The sequence below is a fragment of the Streptomyces hazeniae genome, from assembly GCF_031845485.1.
Lineage (GTDB): Bacteria > Actinomycetota > Actinomycetes > Streptomycetales > Streptomycetaceae > Streptomyces > Streptomyces hazeniae.
In genome coordinates this window covers 44,116-64,027 of the sequence record NZ_JAVREQ010000012.1, presented here as the reverse complement: position 1 = coordinate 64,027, position 19,912 = coordinate 44,116, and the positions used below count along the sequence as shown (strand labels likewise).

The window sequence follows — 19,912 nt, the reverse complement described above, 5'->3', positions numbered from 1 at the left end:
GCGTGCACGCCCTCGCGTACTACGTCCCGGCCGCCGTCGCCGCCGTCGCGTTCCTCTGCCGGCTGCCCGGACTCGTCCGCGACCGGCGCGATCCGCTGATGCTCTCCGTCGGCGGCCTGCTGCTCATCGCCGCCGCCGTGTTCTGCCTCGCCGCACCGCCGACCATCGCCGCCGTCAACGACGTCACCGGCGTCCCCAACTTCTCCGCCCCGCTGGTGTACTCGGTGCTCACCGCGTTCTGCGCGAGCTGCCTGATCCTCGTCGTCAACTGGCGCGGCGGGGACCCGCGGGCCGTCCGCCGCGCGACGCGCTGGTGCCTCGGCGTCTACAGTGCGGTCGTCGTGGCCCTGGTGGTGCTCTTCGCACTCGCGGAGGCCCCCGTCGAACGGCTCCGCGACCTCGACACCTACTACGCGCGCACGCCCTTCATGCGCGAGATGATCGTGCTGTACCTCACCGCGCACAGCGTCGCCGTCGTCGCCACCACCGTGCTGTGCTGGCGCTGGGTGCGGCACATCCACGGCTGGCTGCGCGCCGGCGTCGTCCTGATGGTCCTCGGCTACCTGCTGAACATCGTCTACGACTCCGTCAAGTTCGCCGCCGTCCTCGCCCGCTGGACCGGCCGCGACTGGGACTGGCTGAGCACCGACGTCGCGCCGCCCGTGGCCTCGCTGTCCGGCGTGGTCATCGGAATGGGCTTCCTGCTGCCGATGACCGGCCAGCGGGCCTCCGCACGGTGGCGGGCGCACCGCACCTACCGGCGGCTGGAGCCGCTGTGGCGGGAGCTGCGCGACGCCGTGCCCGGCACGGGAGTGGTCCGCATGCCCCGCTGGTCCCCGCCCGAACTGCTGCTGACCCAGCGCCGCGCCGACATCCACGACGGACTGCTGCTGCTCACCCCGTACTTCGACGCGGACCTCCGGCGCCGCGCGCACGCGACCGCCCTGCGGTACGGGGCGACGCCGCAGGAGGCCGACACCATCGCCGACGCCGCCGTCACGGTGGTCGCCGTCCAGGCCAAGACCGGCCGCCCGCCGCCGTTCCCCGCGGCCGCGCAGGGCGGAAGGCCCCAGCCCTTCGCGCCCCAGCGCCCGTTCGACCTCGTCGAGGTGTCCGGGGCGCTGCGCCACCCCGTCGTTGCAGATCTCCGTCATCGCGCGGACCGGCAAGGAAGCGTCGCCGCCTCATGAACGAGACCCCGGCCCCCGGACCCCCCGGAGACAGAACCGGCCCCGGCAGGGCCGTCGTCGTGGGCGGCAGCCTCGCCGGCATGCTCGCCGCCGCCGCCCTCGCCGGACGGGCCGACGAGATCACCGTCGTGGAACGCGACACCCTGCCCCGGCATCCGCAGCCCCGCCGGGGACTGCCGCAGGCCGCACACGTGCACCTGTTCATGCCGGGCGGCGTGCAGGCGATGGAGCGGCTGCTCCCCGGCGTGACGGAGCGTCTGGAGGAGCGCGGGGCACGGCGCCTGGCGATGCCCACCGACATGCTCGTGCAGTCGCCGCAGGGCTGGTTCCCCCGCTGGCCGCAGACCCACCGCATCCTGCTGTGCAGCCGCGACCTGCTCGACCAGGTGGTGCGCCGTGAACTGGCCCGGCAGCACCCGCACGTGACCGTGCTCGACGGCGCGGAGGCGCTCGGCCCCACCGGGGACGCACGCCACCTCACCGGGCTGCGGGTGCGCACCGCCGGCGGCGAACGCAGCCTCGGCGCCGACCTCGTGGTGGACGCCTGCGGGCGCGGGTCGCGCGCCCCCGCCTGGCTCGCCGGGCTGGGGGCCGCGGTCCCGCGGGAGACCCGGCTGGACACCGGCCTGGTGTACGCCACCCGCTGCTACCGGGCGCCCGAGGGCACCGAACCCTTCCCCGTCGTCTTCGTCCAGGCCGACCCGCGCTCCGGCGTCCCCGGGCGGGGTGCCGTTCTGGAACCGGTGGAGGGCGGGCGCTGGCTGGTGACGCTCTCCGGGACCCGCGGCGGCGAGCCGACGGCCGACCCGGACGCCTTCGTGGACTTCGCCCGCTCCCTGCGCCACCCCGTCGTGGGAGACCTGATCGCCGGTGCGGAACCGCTCACCGGCGTGGTCGTCACCCGCACCACCGCCAACCGCCGCCGGTACTTCGAGCGGCTGTCCGGGTGGCCCGAGGGGTTCGTGGTCGTCGGCGACGCGGTGGCCGCGTACAACCCCGTCTACGGGCACGGCATGGCGGTCGCCGCGCAGAGCGCGGCCGCGCTCGGCGACACGGTCTCCGCGTGGGGCCTGCACGCCCCCGGTACGGCGCGGCGGGCCCAGCGGGCCGTCGCCCGGCACGCCTCCGCAGCCTGGGACCTGGCCGTCGGCCAGGACGTCTTCTACCCGGGCGCCACCGGGCGGCGTCCCACGGTCCGGGAACGGCTCGCCGCCCGCTTCGTCGACCGCCTGATGTACACCGCCACCGGTTCCGGCGAGACGGCCCGGGCCGTCAACGACGTGATGACGCTGGAGAAGCCGCCCGCCAGCCTGCTGCGGCCGCGGGTGCTGGCGGCAGCGCTGCGCGGCCCGCGTGCGCCCGCCCCGCCGGGGCCTCCGCTGACCGCACGGGAGCGGGCCGCCGCGCGGCTCACGCCGGGTCCCCGGTCCGCCGCCTGACCTGGTGCGGCGGCTGCTCCGGGAGCGGCGGCGGCTCCGCTCCGGGCGCCGCCGGGCCGTCGGCCGGTTGGGGCTCCCCCTCCAGCACGTTCTCGACGATCCGGGTCACGGCGGCCAGGCCCTCGGGCGACAATTCCAGCGCGCGCAGCGCGAGGTGGCGCACGCCCAGGTTGTGCGCCACCCGGGCGAGCTGGATCTCGGCGTCCGTGCCCGCGGCCGTGGGGTCGTCGAGGAAGTACGCGACGGGTACGCCGAAGAACCGTGCCAGCGCGGCGAGCAGTTCGGTGGCGGGATTCCGCTTGGTGCCCTTGCGGAGCGCCGACAGGTAGGCGCCGCCCACCCGGATGCCCGGGTTGGCCCCGCGGATCGCCGTGGCGACCTCCTCGTTGGTGTAACGGCGGCCCCCGGCGCCGTGCGGTCGGATGTCCTCGAACAGCCGGTCCAGGTGCTCGGCCAGCGTCGGTCGCCCCTCCTGCTCGGGCACCGCTCCCTCACCTCCACGACGCACCGCTCGATCTCCCGACGATCTCACGTCGTCATTTTCAACCAGTGGTTGACATGAGCGGTCGTCACAAGTCTAGACTCACACAGTGCGACTGCTCAACTACGGGTTGAGTGGGACGGGTTGATGCACCAGACGGAAGTTGTTGCCGTTCACGGGGCGACGCGCAGCAGACCCGCGCTTCCCTCACGTCGGGAGAGGCCATCGATGACCACCGCTCACCGGGCGGCCGAGGAACACCCGGCGCCGTCCCCCGCCGACGCGTACTGCGAGACGTGCCGCAAACCCCTCGTCGACGGGCTCACCGGGGTACTCGACCGGCACGAGTGGGACCGGCGCGCGACGGAGGCCGTCGCAGCCGCGCGGAGCGACGGCCTGCCGGTCGCGCTGATCCTCGTCGACCTCGACTCCTTCAAGAGCGTGAACGACACGCACGGCCACCTCGCCGGTGACGCCGTGCTGCGCGCCGTCGCCGGCGTCCTCGCGGACGTCGAGGGCGGCATCGTCGGCCGCTACGGCGGTCACGCGGGCGACGAGTTCCTGATCCTGCTGCCCGGCGCCACGGCCGCCCAGGCGGCCGTCACGGCCCGTCGTACGCAGGCAGCCGTCCGGGCGCTGGTGATCCCGGCGCGCGCCAGCCGCAGCGCGACCGTCACCATCGACGGGCAGACCGTCTCCATGGGCATCGCCGCAGAGCAGACGGCCGCCGGTGCACCGGTGCGCACCGGCACCGACGCGGTCTGCGACCTGCTGCTGGACGCCGACGTCGGCCTGCGGGCCGCGAAGCGGGCCGGCGGCGACCTCGTCTGCGGCGCGGACGGCGCCCCGGGGGAGGCGGCCGGGCCGTCGCTGCCGCGGCCCCGGCGCTCCCGCGTCCGGCGGCCGGCGCGCCCCGTGCGCGGCGGCGGGGCGGTCGTTCCGGGGGGCGGTCCCGGTGCCGACGAGGTGCGGATACCCCTCGCCTCGTTCGGGCAGGACGCCCGCGGCGGACCCGACGAACTCGTGCTCAGCTCCGCTGCGGCGGAGCACCTGCACCGGGTGCTCACCGAGGCGCTGGGGCGGCCGCCGTCGCCACGCGTCGGGTTACCGTGAAGTAACCTCTGTGGGGTCCGCGGATTCCACGAACGGAGACACCGTGCCCCACCCCGACCGTACGGCGCGCCGCCTGGCGGCGCTGCTCATCGGCGCCGGCGCCCTGCACTTCGCTCGCCCGGAGCCGTTCGACACGATCGTCCCGCGGTCCCTCCCGGGCCCGCCCCGCCGCTGGACCCACCTGAGCGGCGCGGCCGAACTCGCCGTCGGCGCGGCCGTGGCCCACCCCCGCACGCGCAGGCTGGGCGGCTACGCGGCGGCGGCGCTCTTCGCGGCCGTCTTCCCGGCCAACGTCCGCATGGCCCGGGACTGGCGGGACCGCCCGGCGCCTCTCCGGTACGGCGCCTACGCCCGCCTCCCTCTGCAGGCTCCCCTGATCCTCTGGGCCCTCCACGTCGCCCACCACGCGGAGCGCTGAGGCGCCCGCGCCCGGCGGGTCACGCGTCGACGTACAGGCAGAACGGGTGGCCGGCGGGGTCGAGCAGGACCCGCACGTTCGGCTGGGGCTGGTGGGAGGCCGGCTCGGCGCCGAGTGCGAGAGCGTGGGCCACGGCCGCGCCGAGGTCGGACACCTCGAAGTCGAGGTGCATCGTGATGCGCGGTTCGCCCTCCCGCGCCGGCCAGACGGGCCGCACGTACCCCGGCGCGTGCTGGAAGCCGAGATAGGCGACCCCGTCCGGCGGGATCAGCGCCGCGCCGTCCGTGTCCTCCTTGGCCAGCTCCCAGCCGAGCAGTTCGGCGTAGAAGCGGGCCAGGGCGTGCGGGTCCGGGCACTCCAGGACCGGCCCCCAGTAGTCGGCCCGTGCCGCCCGCGGCGCGCCCGGCGCCGCGACCCGTCGACCGCGCATACCCTTCTCACCCCTCCCCGGCGCCCGCCCACGCGGTGTCCGCGTCCGACGACGTCCCGCCGGCGTGCAGCACCAGTGCGTACGAACCCAGCCCCGTCATCCGGCCCGCGTCCAGCGCCTGTTCGCCGACCAGGACGGTGAGCAGGGCGCCGGACTCCGGGTCGAACTCGGCGTCGGTCGCCTCGCCCACCTCATCGCCCCGGTCGGTCAGGACCCGTTTGCCGAGCACCTCGCCGTGCTTGACGGCGTGTTTGCTCAGCGCGGGCCCCTCGGCCTTCTCCGTGCCCTCCGCGGCGTCCGCGGGGGCGGCCACCGCCATCACGGCGTCGGCGCCCACCGCCCGCACGCGCGCCCACGGCAGCACCGCGCCACGCCCTCCGGGGCGCCGCAGCCGCAGCGCGGCGAGCTGCGGTTCGTCCGGGCGCACCACGAAGCCGGACACCGTGCCCAGCGTCGACGCGTCGTCGACGCCCACCACCTTCCGGCCCAGCGCCTGCGTCAGCAGCATCACGGTGCTCCCTTCCGGAGCCGTTCACGGAAGGCCCGGACCGTCTCGGCGAAACCCGGCAGGTCCTCGGCGACGAACTCGGCCGCGACGGCCGGTACCACCAGCGACTCGCCGGAGACGGCGAGCGTGTCGGGCAGCGAAAGGTAGACGCGGCGCTCCTGGCGGCCCAGTGCCGCCGTCGAGGCGATCTCGTACCCCACCGCCTTCGCGACCCCGGCACCCGTCTCGAGGACCACGTCGACGACCTCGCCCAGATCGGTGCCGTCGTCGGTCAGCACACGCGCGCCCAGCACGTCCCCGCCCCGGGACTCCGCCCGCGCCACGACGTCGCCCCGGCTCTCGAACACGTCTGCGTCCCGGATCATCACCGCGTCCCGGCCCAGGGCGTGGACGCCGGACCACGGCAGGCTCCTCCGCTTGGGGCCGGAGAACAGACCGCGCCCGCTGAGCGTGAAACCGGCGACCGCGCCCGCCGCGCGGTCGAACACGGTGTCCTTGATCTGCGCCACCGCCTCGCCGCCCAGGGTCACCACCGGCCGCTGCGTCAGCTCGCCGGCGAGCAGCAGGGCGGTCACCTCGGACCCCTCCGGCCGCCGCGGCCGCGCCCGGTCGCGATCACGCCGCCCTGCCGCCTCCGCGCCTGCACCCACAGCAGGGAGCCGGCGAGGACGGCCGCGACCACCACGATCAGGACCACCCAGAGCCACCAGTCCATCGCTCGTCCCTCCGCATCACGGGGAAATCACGGGGAAAGGGCCGGCAAGGGCCCGTGCACAAGCCCTTCCCATGATCGGACGCCGGGCGCGCGCTGTCCACGGGGGCGGGGCGCGGGCGGCCGGGCCGGGGCCGCGGCCGCCCTCCCGGCACGGCGCGCGCCTCCGCGCAGCCGCCCCTACGCTCGAGCCCGGGACCGCCCAGCGAAGGGGATGCCATGGCCGCCGCCACCGTCGCCGACCAGCTCGTCCAGGTGCTGATCCAGTCGGGTGCCCGCCGGGTCTACGGAGTCGTCGGCGACAGCCTCAACCCGCTCGTCGACGCCATCCGCCGCTCGGACGGTGCACTGGAATGGGTGCACGTGCGCAACGAGGAGGCCGGGGCCTTCGCCGCGGCCGCCGAGGCGCAGGTGACCGGCCGGCTGGCGGTGTGCGCCGGTTCCTGCGGCCCGGGCAACACCCACCTCGTCCAGGGCCTGTACGACGCCCGCCGCAGCGCCGCCCCCGTGCTCGCCGTCGCCTCCCACATCCCGGCCGTGCAGATCGGCACCGGCTTCTTCCAGGAGACCCACCCCGAGCAGCTCTTCATCGAGGCCGCCGACTGGTGCGAACTGCTCTCCCAGCCGGAGCAGATGCCCCGCCTGGCGCGCATCGCCGCCCAGCACGCGCTCGGCGGCTCCACGGTGTCGGTGCTGGTGCTGCCCGGAGACGTCGCGGCGAAGCCCGCCCCGTGCCCACCGGGCAGAGCGCGCCCACCCCGGCGTGCGGCACCGTCGTCCCGGCGCCGCACGCCGTCGAGGAGCTGGCCGGGGTGCTCAACGCGTCGCGGAAGGTCGCCCTCTTCTGCGGAGCCGGGGTCCGCGGCGCCCACGGGCAGGTGATGCGGCTGGCGGAGACGCTCCACGCGCCCGTCGGGCACACGCTGCGCGGCAAGGAGTGGGTGCAGTACGACAATCCGTACGACGTCGGCATGATCGGTCTGCTCGGCTACGGCGCCTGCCACGACGCCGTGCACGAGGCCGACCTGCTCGTGATGCTGGGCACGGACTTCCCCTACGACGCGTTCCTGCCGCAGGCGCACACCGTGCAGATCGACCACGACGCGCGGCGCCTGGGCCGCCGCACCCCGCTGCGGCTGGCCGTGCACGGGGACGTCGCCGCCACCCTGGAGGCCGTGCTGCCCCTGCTGCGCCCGTCCGCCGACGGGCGGTTCCTGGAGTCGATGCTGCGCCGCCACGAACGGGCCCTGACCACGGCGGTCGAGGCGTACACGCGCAACGTCGACCACCACGTGCCGATCCACCCCGAGTACGCCGCCAGCGTCCTGGACCGCCTCGCCGCCGACGACGCGGTGTTCACCGTCGACACCGGCATGAACAACGTGTGGGCGGCCCGGTACCTCACGCCCAACGGCCGTCGGCGCGTCCTCGGTTCGTTCTCGCACGGCAGCATGGCCAACGCCCTCCCGCACGCCGTCGGCGCGGCGTGCGCCGACCCCGCGCGGCAGGTGGTCGCCCTCTGCGGGGACGGCGGACTGGCCATGCTGCTCGGCGAACTGCTGACGGTGCGGCAGTACGACCTGCCGGTGAAGATCGTGGTCTTCAACAACGCGTCGCTCGGCATGGTCCGGCTGGAGATGATGGTCGACGGCTTTCCCGCCTACGGCACCGACAGCCCCGCAGTCGACCACGGCGCCCTCGCGGAGGCCGCCGGCATCCCCGCCTGGCGCGTCGAGCAGCCCACCGGCGTGGCCGACGCGCTCCACGAGGCCTTCGCCACGCCGGGCCCCGCCCTGGTCGAGCTGGTCACCGACCCCAACGCGCTGTCCGTGCCGTCACACGTCAGCCTGCAGCAGGTGCGCGGCTTCGCCCTGGCCGCCGGGCGGACCGTGCTGGAGGGCGGCGTCGGCGACATGCTGAACCTCGCCCGCGCCAACCTGCGCAACATCCCCCGGCCGTAGCGGGCGGAGCGGCTGCGAGGACGCGGAGGCTGCGAGGGCCCGGCCGAGGTGCGCGCGACGGAGCCGCAGGCTCACTTCAGCAGCCGCGACATGCGCCGGTCCGCCAGCGGCCGGCCGTCCGTCTGGCAGGTGGGGCAGTACTGGAGCGAGGAGTCGCTGAACGACACCTCCCGCACCGTGTCGCCGCACACCGGGCAGGGCAACCCGGTACGGCCGTGCACCCGCATGCCGGTCTTCTTCTCCGCCTTCAGATCGCCGGCCGCCAGTCCTCGGGACCGCTCCACCGCGTCCCGCAGCGTGCCGACGACGGCGTCGTAGAGCCGGTCCGCCTCCTCCCCGGTGAGGTCCGCGGCGAGGCGGAACGGCGACATCCGCGCCACGTGCAGGATCTCGTCCGAGTACGCGTTCCCGATGCCGGCGATCGTGCTCTGGTCCCGCAACAGGCCCTTGGCCTGACGCCGTTCACCGCGCAGCAGTGCGCCGAACGCCTCCCGGGTGAAGCCCTCGCCGAGCGGGTCGGGTCCCAGCCGGGCGACGCCCGGCACCTCCTGCGGATCCCGCACCAGGTAAACCGCGAGACCCTTCCGGGTGCCGGCCTCGGTCAGGTCGAACCCGTCGCCCCCGGCGCCCGTCGCCGGATCGTCGGCCAGCGCCAGGCGCAGCGCCAGAGGCCCTCGCCCGGGGCGGGGCGGTGCGGCCGGCAGTGCGTCCTGCCACCGCAGCCACCCCGCCCTGGCCAGGTGCACCACCAGATGGAGCGCGCCGCCGTCCCCCGACCAGGCCAGGTCGAGGAACTTGCCGTGCCGCCCGGCCCCGGAGAAGGTACGGCCGTGCAGCGCCGCCGGCGGCGGGTCGTACGTCTTCAGCACGCTCACCGCCACCGGCAGCACGCGGTCGACCGTGCGGCCCGCGAGCCGTTCGGTCAGAAAACCGCGCAGCGCCTCGACCTCGGGCAGTTCCGGCACGGGGAACCTCCGGTGGTGCGCCGGCCGTCAGGCCAGCTTGGCCGACAGGGTGATCTCGGTGCCCGTCAGCGCCTGGCTGACCGGGCAGTTCTTCTTGGCGTCCTCGGCCGCCGAGGCGAAGGCGCTCTCGTCGAGGCCCGGCACCTCGCCCTCGACGGTCAGGTGGACGCCGGTGATGCCGGTGCCCGGCTGCAGGGTCACCTCGGCCTGCGTGGTGAGGCGGGTGGGCGGCGTGCCCGCCTTGCCCAGACCGGCGGACAGCGCCATCGAGAAGCAGCTCGAGTGGGCGGCCGCGATCAGCTCCTCCGGGCTGGTCCTCCCGTTCGGCTCCTCCGCACGCGACGGCCAGGAGACCGGCTGCGAACCGATGCCGGACGAGTCGAAGGTGACGGTTCCCTCGCCGTCCTGCAGAGCGCCGTTCCATACGGTGTGTGCGGTGCGCGTGGTGGCCACGATCAGTCCTTCCGTGTCATCCGTCCGGTCTGCGGGGCGCGGCAGCAGCCGCGGCGTCCCCGCGCCCCCGATCCTCTGCCCCGACGGGCGTGAAGTCGAGCGCGGCACGCGGCCGGGGCGTTCCCGCGCCGCCGTCGCGTCTTCGCCCCACGGCCACCGGGGGAGCGGCCGGCGGGGGAGTTCAGGGGGCCCACACCCCGGGTCCCCTGTCCTGTCACGTCGAATCCAGGCCGGTCCGGCATCAACGGGGCATGACCACCACCGCTCCGCCCCCGCCCGCCGCCGCACCCACCCGCTACACCGTCTCCCTGGCCCGGGACGAGGCCCAGGTACGCGCCGCGCAGCGCCTGCGCCACGACGTCTTCGCCGGTGAGCTGGGAGCCCGGCTGGCCGGCCCGGAACCGGGCCTCGACATCGACCCGTTCGACGCCTACTGCGACCATCTGCTGGTGAACGACACCCTCACCGGGGAAGCCGTCGGCACCTACCGGCTGCTGTCGCCCGAACGCGCCCGGATCGCGGGGCGCCTCTACGCCGAGACCGAGTTCGACCTCTCCACGCACGCGGGCCTGCGGCCGGACCTGGTCGAAGTGGGCCGTTCCTGCGTGCACCCCGGCCACCGCGACGGCGGTGTGATCTCCCTGATGTGGGCCGGCATCGCCCGCTACCTCACCGACCGCGGACTTCACTGGCTGGCCGGCTGCTGCTCGCTGCCGCTCGCCGACGGCGGCGCGGAGGCGGCCGCCGTATGGCAGACCGTCGCCGCACGCCACCTCGCGCCCGAGGCGTACCGCGTGCGCCCGCACCTGCCCTGGCTGCCGCCGCGGAGCCACGACACGGCACCCGTCGCGGCGCACCGGCTGCCGCCGCTGCTCCGGGGCTACCTGCGACTCGGCGCCCAGGTGTGCGGCCCGCCCGCGCACGACCCCGCGTTCGGCGTGGCCGACCTGTACGTGCTGCTCGACGTGCGCCGCATCAGCCCGCGCTACCTGCGGCACTTCCTCTCCCTGGTCCCCGCGTGACCGGCGCGGGGATGACCGGCGCGGGCGGGGACGGCTGCCGGGGGAGCGGCACCCGCGCCGGGCCTCACCCCTGGCTGCCCGTGCCGGCGTGCACCACGGCCCGCTGCCTGCCCGCCGCCGCGCCCGTCGTCGGCCCGGCCCGGCGCCTGGCCCGGTGGGGCGCACTGGCCGCCGTCCTCGCCGCGGGCCTCGCCTGCGCCCCGGCGGTCCGCGGGCGGCCCGTCGCACCCGCCGCCGCCCGCCTCTGGGCCCGGACCCTGCTGCGCGCCCTCGGCGTCCACCTGCGGCCGACCGCCGTCCCGCCCCCCGCCGGGCCGGTGCTGGTGGTCGCGAACCACATCTCGTGGCTGGACGTCGTGCTGCTCGCGGCCGTACGGCCCGGACGGATGCTGGCCAAGGCGGAGATCGCGGGCTACCCGGTACTGGGCCGGCTGGCCGCCTGGGGAGGCACGGTGTTCGTGGACCGGGCACGTCTCCGGGCGCTGCCCGGCACGATCGCCGCACTGGCGCGGCTCCTGCGCGCGGGATCCACCGTGGTGGCCTTTCCCGAGGGCGGCACGTGGTGCGGCCGCGGCCGGGGAGGCCGGTACCGGAACGCCGTCTTCCAGGCGGCCCTGGACGCCGGGGTGCCCGTGCAGCCCGTCGCCGTCCGCTACCTCCGGCGCCCGCCCGGCGGCGGGAGTCGTTCGCCGCGAGGCGGCGGGCGCCCGGACGGCACCGCGACCGTCGCCGCGTTCGTCGGCGACGACACCCTGTTCGCCTCCCTGCGCCGGGTGATCGCCGCGCGGGGACTGGCCGCCGACGTCACGGTGCTGCCGGTGATACCGGCCGGCGCGCACCACTCCCGCGCCGCACTCGCCGGGGCGGCCGGGCGGGCGATCATCCGTGCGGGTAACCTCCCCTTCCCGGGCCACCGCAGGGGGCCGGGGGAAGGGGAAGGTGAGGTTCGGCGATGGCCGCGCACGGGGACGACCAGGTGGACGGCTCGGAGGAGCGCCGGGGGGAGGACCGTACCGTCGAGGAGACCGCGGGGGCCGGCGCCGCGCCGCCCGTCTCGCTGACCACGAAGAGCCCGCCGACGCCCCCCGGCACCGCATCCCAGGACGGGCCCGGCGACGCGTCCGACGGGGACCGCGAGCGTGACGGGAGCGTCACGGAAGGCGACGAGGACGAGCCCGAACTCCCGGAACCGCGCACCGGAATGACGCCGCGTCAGGCGCGCCGGGTGCGCGCGGTGGTGTCCGGTGTGGTGATGTGCGTCGTCGCCGTGGCGCTGGTGCTGCGCCTCGGCAGCGCCCCGTCCCTGCTGACCGTCGGCGGCTACGGCGTCGCCCTCATACTCTCCGGCACCGCGATCGTGCTCAGCCGCCGCGGCCGCACCCGCGTCGCCACGGCCGTCCTGGCGTGCGGATTCGTCACCATCATCCTCGCCGAACGGGCCCTGGCCGGCGCCTGACGTGACGTCCCCGCCCGCCCGGGAACCGTCCGGACGGGACGCTGGCGCGGCGCCACCACGTGGGCTAGGTTCCGTGCCCATGACAGGCATGGGCAAGCTGAGGCGTACGGTGTCGGCCGCGGTGTGCGGGGCGGTGACGGTCGCGCTGCTCGGCACGGGCGCGGCCACCGCGGACGAGCGGGGCGCACGCGTGGCGCGCGGCGACCTCGCGAGGCTGTTGGGCGGCGCGGACTCGGGCTCCGTCTGGTCGCTGAAGGACACCGGTACCGACTCCCGCTTCCGCGGCCTGGACGCGGTCGACCGCCGGACCGCCTGGGTGGCGGGCAGCGGCGGCACGGTGCTGCGCACCACGGACGGCGGCCGCGGCTGGCAGGACGTCTCTCCGCCCGGGCAGGAACTGGAGTTCCGCGACGTGGAGGCCTTCGGCGCGCGCAGCGCCGTGGTGCTGGCGATCGGAGCGGGGGAGGACTCCCGGGTCTTCCGCACCGACGACGGCGGCGCCACCTGGACGGAGACCTTCCGCAACGACTCGCCCACGGCGTTCTACAACTGCATGACCTTCTTCGACCGGCGTCACGGACTGGCCGTGAGCGACCCCGTCGACGGTCGTTTCCGCATCCTGTCCACCGACGACGGCGGCCGGAGCTGGGAGGTGCTCCCCGACGACGGCATGCCGCCCGCGCAGGCCGACGAGTACAACTTCGCCGCCAGCGGCCAGTGCCTGGTCGGTCACGGCTCCCGCGACGTGTGGATGGCCAGCGGAGGCGCGGCGACGGCCCGGATCTACCACTCCGCCGACCGCGGCCGCACCTGGACCGTCGCCGACGCCGCGATCCCGGCCGGCGAACCGGCCCGGGGCGTCTTCGCCCTCGCCTTCCGCGACCGGCGGCACGGCATCGCGGTGGGCGGCGACTACGAGCCGGGCGAGCAGTCGCCGAACGCCGCCGCCGTCAGCGCCGACGGCGGCGCCACCTGGCGGGTCAGCGACCGTCCGGTGCCCGAGTACCGTTCCGGCGCCGCGTGGCTGCCGTACTCCCGTCACCTCGCGCTCGCCGTCGGCCCCACCGGCACCGACGTCACCCTGACCGGCGGCCGCACCTGGCACACCGTCGACGACGGCTCGTTCGACACGGTCGACTGCACCGCCGACCTCGCCTGCTGGGCGTCCGGCGAGGACGGTCGCGTGGCCCGACTGGGCTGGTAGCGCGCTCACGGCGGCGCGCTCTCCCGCCGGACGCCGGACGCCGGAACGCCGGACGCGGGAACGCCGGACGCCGGGACCGCCCCTGGCTCGGGTCCGGCGTCCGGCATCCGCGTCCGGCGGGGATACTGGACGGATGGACGATGCGGCGGTGGCGGCGTACCTGGAGCGGATCGGAGCCGGGCGCCCGGAGGGCGCGACGGCGGAAGCACTGTGCGACCTGCACCGCCGTCACCTGACCGCCGTCCCCTTCGAGAACCTGTCGATCCACCTGGGCGAGGACATCGTCCTCACCGACGAGGCGCTGGTGGACAAGATCGTCGGTGCCCGGCGGGGCGGCTTCTGCTACGAGCTCAACGGGGCCTTCGCCGCGCTGCTGGACGCCCTCGGCTACCGGGTGACGCGGCTCGCCGCGCGGGTGTTCTCCGACGGACGCCCCGGCATCCCGTACGACCACCTGGCGCTGCGCGTCGAGGCCGCCGACGGATCGGCGTGGCTGGCCGACGTCGGGTTCGGCAAGCACAGCCACCACCCGCTCGACCTGGCCGGGACCGGTGACCAGCACGACCCCGGCGGGACGTTCCGGCTGGTCCCGGCCGCCGAGGGCGACCTGGACGTGCTCCAGGACTGCAGTCCGCAGTACCGGCTGGAGCAACGCGCCCGCGCGCTCCGGGACTTCGAGGTGGGCTGCTGGTACAACCGGACCTCGCCGCGGTCGCACTTCACGCGCTCCCTGGTCTGCTCCCGGCTCACCGAGGAGGGCGGGCGGGCCACCCTCAGCGGCCGGACCCTGGTCCTCAGCGCGCCCGACGGCCGCCGGGAGGAACGCGAACTCGCGGACCAGGACGAGGTGCTGGCCGCCTACCGCGACCACTTCGGCCTCGCCCTGGACCGCGAACCCGTGCTGCTCAGCGCGTCACGACCGTGAAGCCGCCGGGAGCCACGGTCACCCTCACCTCCGCACCGGGCCGGCTGTGCGACCGGTCCACGAGGCGGCCGGACGCGTCGTGGACGCTCACGGTCGCCGGGCTGTCGCCGGGCACGGCGAGGGTCACCGTGCGGCGGTCGGTGGCGAAGCTGCGCAGCAGGGCGCGGCCGTGCCGGCCGTCCTCGCTCGCCGTCACCACGTGCTCGACCAGCGGTTGCAGCACGACCGCGTCGATCCGTGTCTCCGCGCCGCCCGTGCTGCGTGCCGTGACCGTCAACTCCGCCTCGCCGTCGGCCAGTACGCGGGGCAGGGTGACCATCTCCAGAGCTCCCGGTACGGCGGTGACGCCCTGTGCCCCGGCACCGTCGTGCCGCACCGTGCCCAGCGTCCGCCCGTCGCCGTCGCGCCAGCGCGTGTCCCCACCCGTGCGGTTCTCCGCCCGGTGCACGACGGGGAGCACGAGCCGGTCCTGCCCGCCGGCTTCGCCCGCGCCGACGCGCAGTCGCCCGCCGTCGGCCAGGGCGACGTAGGCGCCGCCGCTCCACTGACTCTCGCCGGTCCAGGCGGACTCGGGGGTCACGACCCGGGCCCCCTCGCCGGGACGGGCGTCCTCGGCCTCGACCGTCCGCCCCGTCTCCCGCGCCGTCACCCGGGCGATCCGGGCGCCGTCGCGTACCCCCGGGGCGTCGTCCAGGGCGAGCATCGTCAGCAGTCCGTGAACGGTCGACTCGGCACCGGAGTTGCGGTTCACCGTGCCGTCGGCGTTCACCCCGTCGTAGGTGCGGCCGGTCGCCGGGTCGTACATCCGGGCGCCGGCCGGGTTGGCGCCGAAGTACCAGGACGCCGCCGAGGCCGCGACGGCGCGCAGGCCGGGGCGCCCGGTCTCCCCGGCGACGGCCAGCAGGGTCTGCACCCGTGAGTCGGCGCCGTAGGCGATCTGCGAACGGTCGCCCGGGGTGGGGAGCCACCCGTTGTCCGGCCCGCCGGCGACCAGCAGGTGCGGCGTGAAGGAGGCGGCGTCCCGGACGGCAGGCCGCAGCAGCGTGCGGTCGTCCAGCACGTCGGCGGCGCGGGCCAGCCCGGCGGGCGCGAGGCCGCCCCAGCCGTGCCACATCGTGCGGGACTTCGCCCACGGCAGGACCGCGCCGAACGGCCACGTGCGGGTGCCGCCGGCGGACTGCTCGGCGACCCCGCGGGCGAACCGCCGCAGCGCGCGCCGTACCGCGCGGTCCTTCCCGTCCTCGCCGACCTCGTCGCCGCTCCCGTCCTCCGCGGCCTCGACGTACGCCGACAGGCCCAGCAGCGCCTCGCCCGTGGCGTCCGCGCCGTCCGCGATGAGCCAGGCCGGCACCCGCCGTCCGTCGGCCCGCAGGTACGTGCCGTAGTGCGGGTCGAGTACCTGCCGGTCCAGCGCGTCCACGGCCAGCAGCAGCCGTTCACGCAGGAAGCGGGCGATGTCCGGGTCGGAGTCCTTCAGCACCGCGTACCCCTCGCCGAGCGCCCACACCGTGCGGGCCAGCCAGTACGAGGGCGCCGAGTCGGAGGGGTCGGGCTCCTCCTTCGGCTCGGCGCTGCGGTTGAGGGTGCCGTCCGGCTGCATCCACAGCACCACGTTCCCGGCGTCCGGGCCGGTGGTGGTCTGGAGATAGGTCAGGCCGCGCAGCAGGTCGCGGGCGGCGCGGCGGCTGTGCTCGTCGCCGTGGGCCCGGTAGTGCCGCAGGTGGACGACGGCCGCGCGGGAGACGTCGTCCGCGTTGAAGGCGCCCTGCGACCAGGTGCCGGTCTTCTCGTCGTACGCACCGCCGCCGATCCTGCGGTAGGGGCCGTCCGGATGGTCCGGGTCCGGTTCCGCGTACGTCCAGAGCACGCCGATCGGCTCGTCGGCGGGCCCGTACGTGGAGTGACCGTCCTGGACGGGCGGAGTGACCGAGTCCCGCAGGAAGTCCAGGTGCGCCAGGTTGGTGAGGCGGTCGTGCCGCCCGGCCGCCGAGCCGGCCGGGCGCGGCTCGGGAACGGCCGCCGGGGCGACCGCGACGCCGGTCACCAGACCCAGTGCCACCAGCAGTGACACCGTCACGCCGCGCCCTCGCACGGCTCTTGCTGAACGTACCCGCATGCCCGGCCTCCGCTGTCCTCGGGGCAGATCGTGTCGGGGTAGGTCCTATCTTCAAACCGGTTTGAAAACAAGGCGCGGAACGTCTTGACAGGGAAACGTTCAAACCGGTTTGGTAACCCACGAGCACCACACAGCGTGACCGCCGCCCGAGGCCCTCCCCACGGCCCTCCGGCGCCCCGCCCGACCCCGGCCCGCCTGGAGAGCCCGTGCGCAGAAGCCCGACGATCGCCGACGTCGCCCGCGCCGCGGGCGTCTCCAAGGGCACGGTGTCCTTCGCGCTCAACGACCGGCCCGGCGTCGCCCCGGCCACCAAGGCCCGCATCCTCGCCGCCGCCGAGGAACTGGGCTTCCGCCCCAGTCACCGGGCCCGGGCGCTGTCCCATTCCCGCGCCTTCGCGCTCGGCCTGGTGATGGCCCGCCCGCCCGAACTGCTCGGCGCCGACCCGTTCTTCCCCGCCTTCATCGCCGGCGTCGAGACCGAACTGGCCGAGGCCGGGTACGCCCTGCTGCTGCGCGTGGTCACCGGCGGCTGGGAGGAGGAGGCCGAGGGCTACCGGAGGCTCGCCGCCGACGGCCGCGTCGACGGCGTGTTCCTCACCGACCTGCGGGTCGGGACCGACCCCCGGCTGAAGCTCCTGACCGATCTGCGGCTTCCCGCCGTCACCCTGCAACTCCCCGACGCCGACTCGCCGTTCCCGGCCGTCACACTGGACGAGCGCAGCGGCGTCAGCGCCGTCGTCGAGCACCTCGCCGGGCTCGGCCACCGGCGGATCGCGCACGTCGCCGGACCGCAGGAGTTCGTGCACGGCAGCGGCCGTCGCACCGCCTTCCGGGAGGCGATGGCGAGCCTCGGCCTGCCGCCCGGCGCGGAGGTCGTCGGCGACTTCACCGCGGCCGGCGGCGCCACCGCCACCCGCGGGCTCCTGGCATCACCCGAGGCGCCCACCGCCCTCGTCTACGCCAACGACCTGATGGCCATCGCCGGCATCACGGTCGCCCACGAGCGGGGCCTGCGCATCCCCGAAGACCTCTCCGTCACCGGCTTCGACGACACCGAACTCGCCGGCCACGTCCATCCGCCGCTGACGACCGTGCGGGTGGACGCGCTCGGCATGGGCCGTGCCGCCGCCCGCCTGCTCCTGCACCACGTGGAGCAGCCGGTCGGCGGCACCGCGGACCACGTCGCGCTGCCGCCCGCCGAACTCGTCCCGCGGCGCTCCACCGCACCGCCGCCGCGCACCCCCGGCACGCCCGCCTCCCCGCCCCCGCTCTCCCCACCCCCCGCGCCCACCGCACCCGAACCAGGGAGTCCCGCATGAAACGCGCCCGCGCCCTTCCCCTCGCCGCCGCACTGCTGGTCCTGCCACTGGCGGCCTGCGGCACCGGTTCCGGCCAGAGCAGCGACGAGGCCGCGAAGTCCCGGGGGCCGATCAAGATCTGGTACGCCAACAACCCGGAGGAGATCGCCTGGGCCGAGCAGATGGTGAAGGCGTGGAACGCCGACCATCCGGACCAGAAGGTCACCGCCCAGGAGATCCCGGCCGGCAAGTCCTCCGAGGAGGTCATCGGCGCCGCCATCACCGCGGGCAACGCGCCCTGCCTGGTCTTCAACACCGCCCCGGCCGCCGTGCCGAAGTTCCACAAGCAGGGCGGGCTGGTGCCGCTGAACGACTTCCCCGGCGCCGCCGAGCACATCGAGAAGCGTTCCGGGGCGCTCGCCGGCCAGTACACCTCCGAGGACGGCAAGTACTACCAGCTGCCGTGGAAGTCCAACCCGGTGATGATCTCCTACAACAAGAAGGTCTTCGAGAAGGCCGGGCTGGACCCCTCGGGCCCGCGCCTCGCCACCTATGACGACTTCCACGCCGCCTCGAAGAAGCTGGTGGAGGACGGCGGCGTCAAGGCCGCCATCTGGCCCGCTCCCAGCTCCGAGTTCTTCCAGCCCTGGTTCGACTTCTACCCGCTGTTCGCCGCGGAGAGCGGCGGCAGCCAGCTCATCGAGGACGGCGAGGCCACCTTCGACGGCCCCGAGGGGCGGCGCGTCGCCGACTTCTGGCACACCATGTACGCCGAGGGGTACTCGCAGAAGGAGAAGTACAACGGCGACGCCTTCGCCGACGGCGAGGCCGCGATGACCATCGCCGGCCCGTGGGCGCTCAAGGTGTACGACGGCAAGGTCGACTTCGGCACGGTGCCCGTCCCCACCTCGAAGGGCGTCCCGGCCGAGCGGACCCGCACCTTCAGCGACGCCAAGTCCGTCGGCATGTACACCTCCTGCCAGAACCGGGCCACCGCCTGGGACGTGCTGAAGTTCGCCACCGGTGAGCAGCAGGACGGCAAGCTGCTGGAGCTGACCGGCCAGATGCCCGTCCGCGAGGACCTCACCACCGCGTACGCGGACTTCTTCGAGAAGAGGCCGCAGTACACCCCGTACGCCGAGGCCGCGTCCCGCACCGTCGAGGTGCCCAGCGTGCCCAACTCGATCACCGTCTGGCAGACCTTCCGCGACGCCTACTCGCGCTCGGTGATCTTCGGCAAGGAGGACCCGTCCGACGCGCTGCGGAAGGCCGCGGACGAGGCCGAGAAGCTGGCGGCGCGGCAGTGACGCGCGGCGGAGCCCGGCCCGGGGCGGCGCGGCGGTCCACGGGGGGCGCCCTGGGCCGCAACCTCCTCGGGCTGGGGTTCGTCGGCCCCTACCTCGCCTTCGTGGCCGTGGTGTTCGCCTATCCCTTCGGCTTCGCGGTGTGGATGTCCTTCCACGACTACTTCTTCGCCGCGCCCACCGCGGTCGTCGAGCACCCCTTCGTGGGCCTGGACAACTACGCGACGGTGCTGACGGACCCCGACGTCCGGCAGGCGTTCGGCAACGTGATCGTCTTCCTGCTCATCAACGTGCCGCTGACGGCCGGTCTCTCCCTCGTGCTGGCCGCCGCCCTGAACGCCAAGCTGCCGCTGCGCGGCTTCTTCCGCGCCGCCTACTACGTCCCCTACATCACGGCCTCGGTCGCGGTGGTGGGCGTGTGGCTCTGGCTGTTCAGCACCGGCGGACTGGTCAACAAGGTGCTCGGCCCGCTCGCCCCCGAGCCGTCCTGGCTGGTCAACAGCACCCTGGCCATGCCGCTGATCGCCGTGTTCGTCGCCTGGAAGCAGCTCGGGTTCTTCATCATGCTCTACCTCGCCGCGCTGCAGAACGTCCCGAAGGAGCTGTACGAGTCCGCGGGCATCGACGGCGCCTCGCGGCTGCGCACGTTCTGGGCGGTGACCGTCCCCGGTGTACGGCCCGCCACCACGCTGGTCGTCATCGTCGCGACCATCACCGGCGCCAACCTGTTCACCGAGCCCTACCTGCTCACCGGGGGCGGCGGCCCGGACGGCGCCTCCGCCTCGCCGGTGCTGCTGATGTACCAGCGCGGCATCGAGCAGGGGGAGCCGGACGTGGCGGCCGCGATCGGCGTGCTGCTCGTGCTCTTCGTGCTGCTGGTGTCGCTGGTCAACCGCAAGCTGCTGGAGAGGAGCTGA

General features: G+C 75.1%; 20 protein-coding genes and 1 pseudogene. 13 read left to right on the top strand and 8 right to left on the bottom strand.

All coding sequences use genetic code 11. The annotated features are described in order from the left end of the window. Positions 1–2: 2 nt before the first annotated feature. Positions 3–1,190, top strand: a complete 1,188-nt coding sequence (locus RM572_RS14895) for an MAB_1171c family putative transporter (protein WP_311673822.1) — start codon at positions 3–5, stop codon at positions 1,188–1,190. Next, the gene (locus tag RM572_RS14890; protein WP_311673821.1) at positions 1,187–2,629 is read left to right on the top strand and encodes an NAD(P)/FAD-dependent oxidoreductase; all 1,443 of its coding nucleotides are present in this window, start codon (positions 1,187–1,189) and stop codon (positions 2,627–2,629) included. The genes RM572_RS14895 and RM572_RS14890 overlap by 4 nt, the downstream gene beginning before the upstream one ends. Here RM572_RS14890 and RM572_RS14885 read toward each other — a convergent pair. Continuing rightward, complete coding sequence (locus RM572_RS14885; RefSeq protein ID WP_311673820.1) at positions 2,601–3,113, bottom strand: helix-turn-helix transcriptional regulator; 513 nt, start codon at positions 3,111–3,113, stop codon at positions 2,601–2,603. The genes RM572_RS14890 and RM572_RS14885 overlap by 29 nt on opposite strands. Positions 3,114–3,338: 225 nt before the next feature. Between RM572_RS14885 and RM572_RS14880 the strand changes: the two genes are divergently transcribed. Together RM572_RS14880 and RM572_RS14875 are read left to right on the top strand one after the other, a co-directional pair. After that, positions 3,339–4,223 carry a GGDEF domain-containing protein gene (locus RM572_RS14880; protein ID WP_311673818.1) on the top strand — a complete coding sequence of 295 codons (885 nt, stop codon included), beginning with the start codon at positions 3,339–3,341 and terminating at the stop codon, positions 4,221–4,223. Positions 4,224–4,266: 43 nt separating this feature from the next. Continuing rightward, positions 4,267–4,641, top strand: coding sequence for a DoxX family protein (locus RM572_RS14875; protein ID WP_311673817.1), 375 nt, complete (start codon positions 4,267–4,269; stop codon positions 4,639–4,641). Positions 4,642–4,660: 19 nt separating this feature from the next. Here the strand turns inward: RM572_RS14875 and RM572_RS14870 are convergent, their stop codons facing one another. Genes RM572_RS14870 through RM572_RS14855 form a run of 4 tightly spaced genes read right to left on the bottom strand, consistent with a single transcriptional unit; the run spans position 4,661 to position 6,294 of the window. Next, entirely contained in the window at positions 4,661–5,071 is a 411-nt protein-coding gene (locus RM572_RS14870; protein WP_311673816.1) for a VOC family protein, read from the bottom strand. 7 nt (positions 5,072–5,078) lie between these two features. After that, positions 5,079–5,579, bottom strand: a complete 501-nt coding sequence (locus tag RM572_RS14865; RefSeq protein WP_311673815.1) for a hypothetical protein — start codon at positions 5,577–5,579, stop codon at positions 5,079–5,081. Continuing rightward, positions 5,579–6,154, bottom strand: a complete 576-nt coding sequence (locus RM572_RS14860) for a PRC-barrel domain-containing protein (RefSeq protein WP_311673814.1) — start codon at positions 6,152–6,154, stop codon at positions 5,579–5,581. Before RM572_RS14860 ends, RM572_RS14865 begins: the two co-directional genes overlap by 1 nt. Beyond that, complete coding sequence (locus tag RM572_RS14855) at positions 6,151–6,294, bottom strand: hypothetical protein (RefSeq protein ID WP_199779543.1); 144 nt, start codon at positions 6,292–6,294, stop codon at positions 6,151–6,153. The genes RM572_RS14860 and RM572_RS14855 overlap by 4 nt, the downstream gene beginning before the upstream one ends. 216 nt (positions 6,295–6,510) lie before the next feature. Here RM572_RS14855 and RM572_RS14850 point away from each other — a divergent pair. Further along, a pseudogene (locus RM572_RS14850) lies at positions 6,511–8,252 on the top strand (pyruvate dehydrogenase). A gap of 71 nt (positions 8,253–8,323) precedes the next feature. Here the strand turns inward: RM572_RS14850 and RM572_RS14845 are convergent. Beyond that, positions 8,324–9,217, bottom strand: a complete 894-nt coding sequence (locus tag RM572_RS14845) for an Fpg/Nei family DNA glycosylase (protein ID WP_311673813.1) — start codon at positions 9,215–9,217, stop codon at positions 8,324–8,326. Positions 9,218–9,244: 27 nt separating this feature from the next. Continuing rightward, the gene (locus RM572_RS14840) at positions 9,245–9,670 is read right to left on the bottom strand and encodes an OsmC family protein (RefSeq protein WP_311673812.1); all 426 of its coding nucleotides are present in this window, start codon (positions 9,668–9,670) and stop codon (positions 9,245–9,247) included. Positions 9,671–9,921: 251 nt separating this feature from the next. Here RM572_RS14840 and RM572_RS14835 point away from each other — a divergent pair, with 251 nt between their 5' ends. The 5 genes from RM572_RS14835 (at position 9,922) to RM572_RS14815 (ending at position 14,277) form a co-directional block, all read left to right on the top strand. Then, the gene (locus RM572_RS14835; RefSeq protein WP_311673811.1) at positions 9,922–10,692 is read left to right on the top strand and encodes a GNAT family N-acetyltransferase; all 771 of its coding nucleotides are present in this window, start codon (positions 9,922–9,924) and stop codon (positions 10,690–10,692) included. After that, on the top strand, positions 10,689–11,753 hold the full coding sequence (locus RM572_RS14830; protein WP_311673810.1) for a lysophospholipid acyltransferase family protein: 1,065 nt from the start codon (positions 10,689–10,691) through the stop codon (positions 11,751–11,753). Before RM572_RS14835 ends, RM572_RS14830 begins: the two co-directional genes overlap by 4 nt. Further along, entirely contained in the window at positions 11,645–12,148 is a 504-nt protein-coding gene (locus RM572_RS14825; RefSeq protein ID WP_311673809.1) for a hypothetical protein, read from the top strand. Before RM572_RS14830 ends, RM572_RS14825 begins: the two co-directional genes overlap by 109 nt. 79 nt (positions 12,149–12,227) lie before the next feature. Then, positions 12,228–13,352, top strand: coding sequence for a WD40/YVTN/BNR-like repeat-containing protein (locus RM572_RS14820; protein ID WP_311673808.1), 1,125 nt, complete (start codon positions 12,228–12,230; stop codon positions 13,350–13,352). 133 nt (positions 13,353–13,485) lie between these two features. Then, a complete protein-coding gene (locus tag RM572_RS14815) occupies positions 13,486–14,277 on the top strand; it encodes an arylamine N-acetyltransferase family protein (RefSeq protein WP_311673807.1) in 792 nt (263 codons plus the stop codon). On the opposite strand, the gene RM572_RS14810 is transcribed toward RM572_RS14815, so the two are convergent. Further along, positions 14,258–16,354, bottom strand: coding sequence for a hypothetical protein (locus RM572_RS14810; RefSeq protein ID WP_311673806.1), 2,097 nt, complete (start codon positions 16,352–16,354; stop codon positions 14,258–14,260). The genes RM572_RS14815 and RM572_RS14810 overlap by 20 nt on opposite strands. Positions 16,355–16,599: 245 nt before the next feature. On the opposite strand from RM572_RS14810, the gene RM572_RS14805 reads away from it, so the two are divergent. Genes RM572_RS14805 through RM572_RS14795 form a run of 3 tightly spaced genes read left to right on the top strand, consistent with a single transcriptional unit; the run spans position 16,600 to position 19,912 of the window. Then, positions 16,600–17,712, top strand: a complete 1,113-nt coding sequence (locus tag RM572_RS14805) for a LacI family DNA-binding transcriptional regulator (RefSeq protein WP_311673805.1) — start codon at positions 16,600–16,602, stop codon at positions 17,710–17,712. After that, complete coding sequence (locus RM572_RS14800) at positions 17,709–18,998, top strand: extracellular solute-binding protein (RefSeq protein WP_311673804.1); 1,290 nt, start codon at positions 17,709–17,711, stop codon at positions 18,996–18,998. The genes RM572_RS14805 and RM572_RS14800 overlap by 4 nt, the downstream gene beginning before the upstream one ends. Beyond that, complete coding sequence (locus tag RM572_RS14795) at positions 18,995–19,912, top strand: carbohydrate ABC transporter permease (protein ID WP_311673803.1); 918 nt, start codon at positions 18,995–18,997, stop codon at positions 19,910–19,912. The genes RM572_RS14800 and RM572_RS14795 overlap by 4 nt, the downstream gene beginning before the upstream one ends.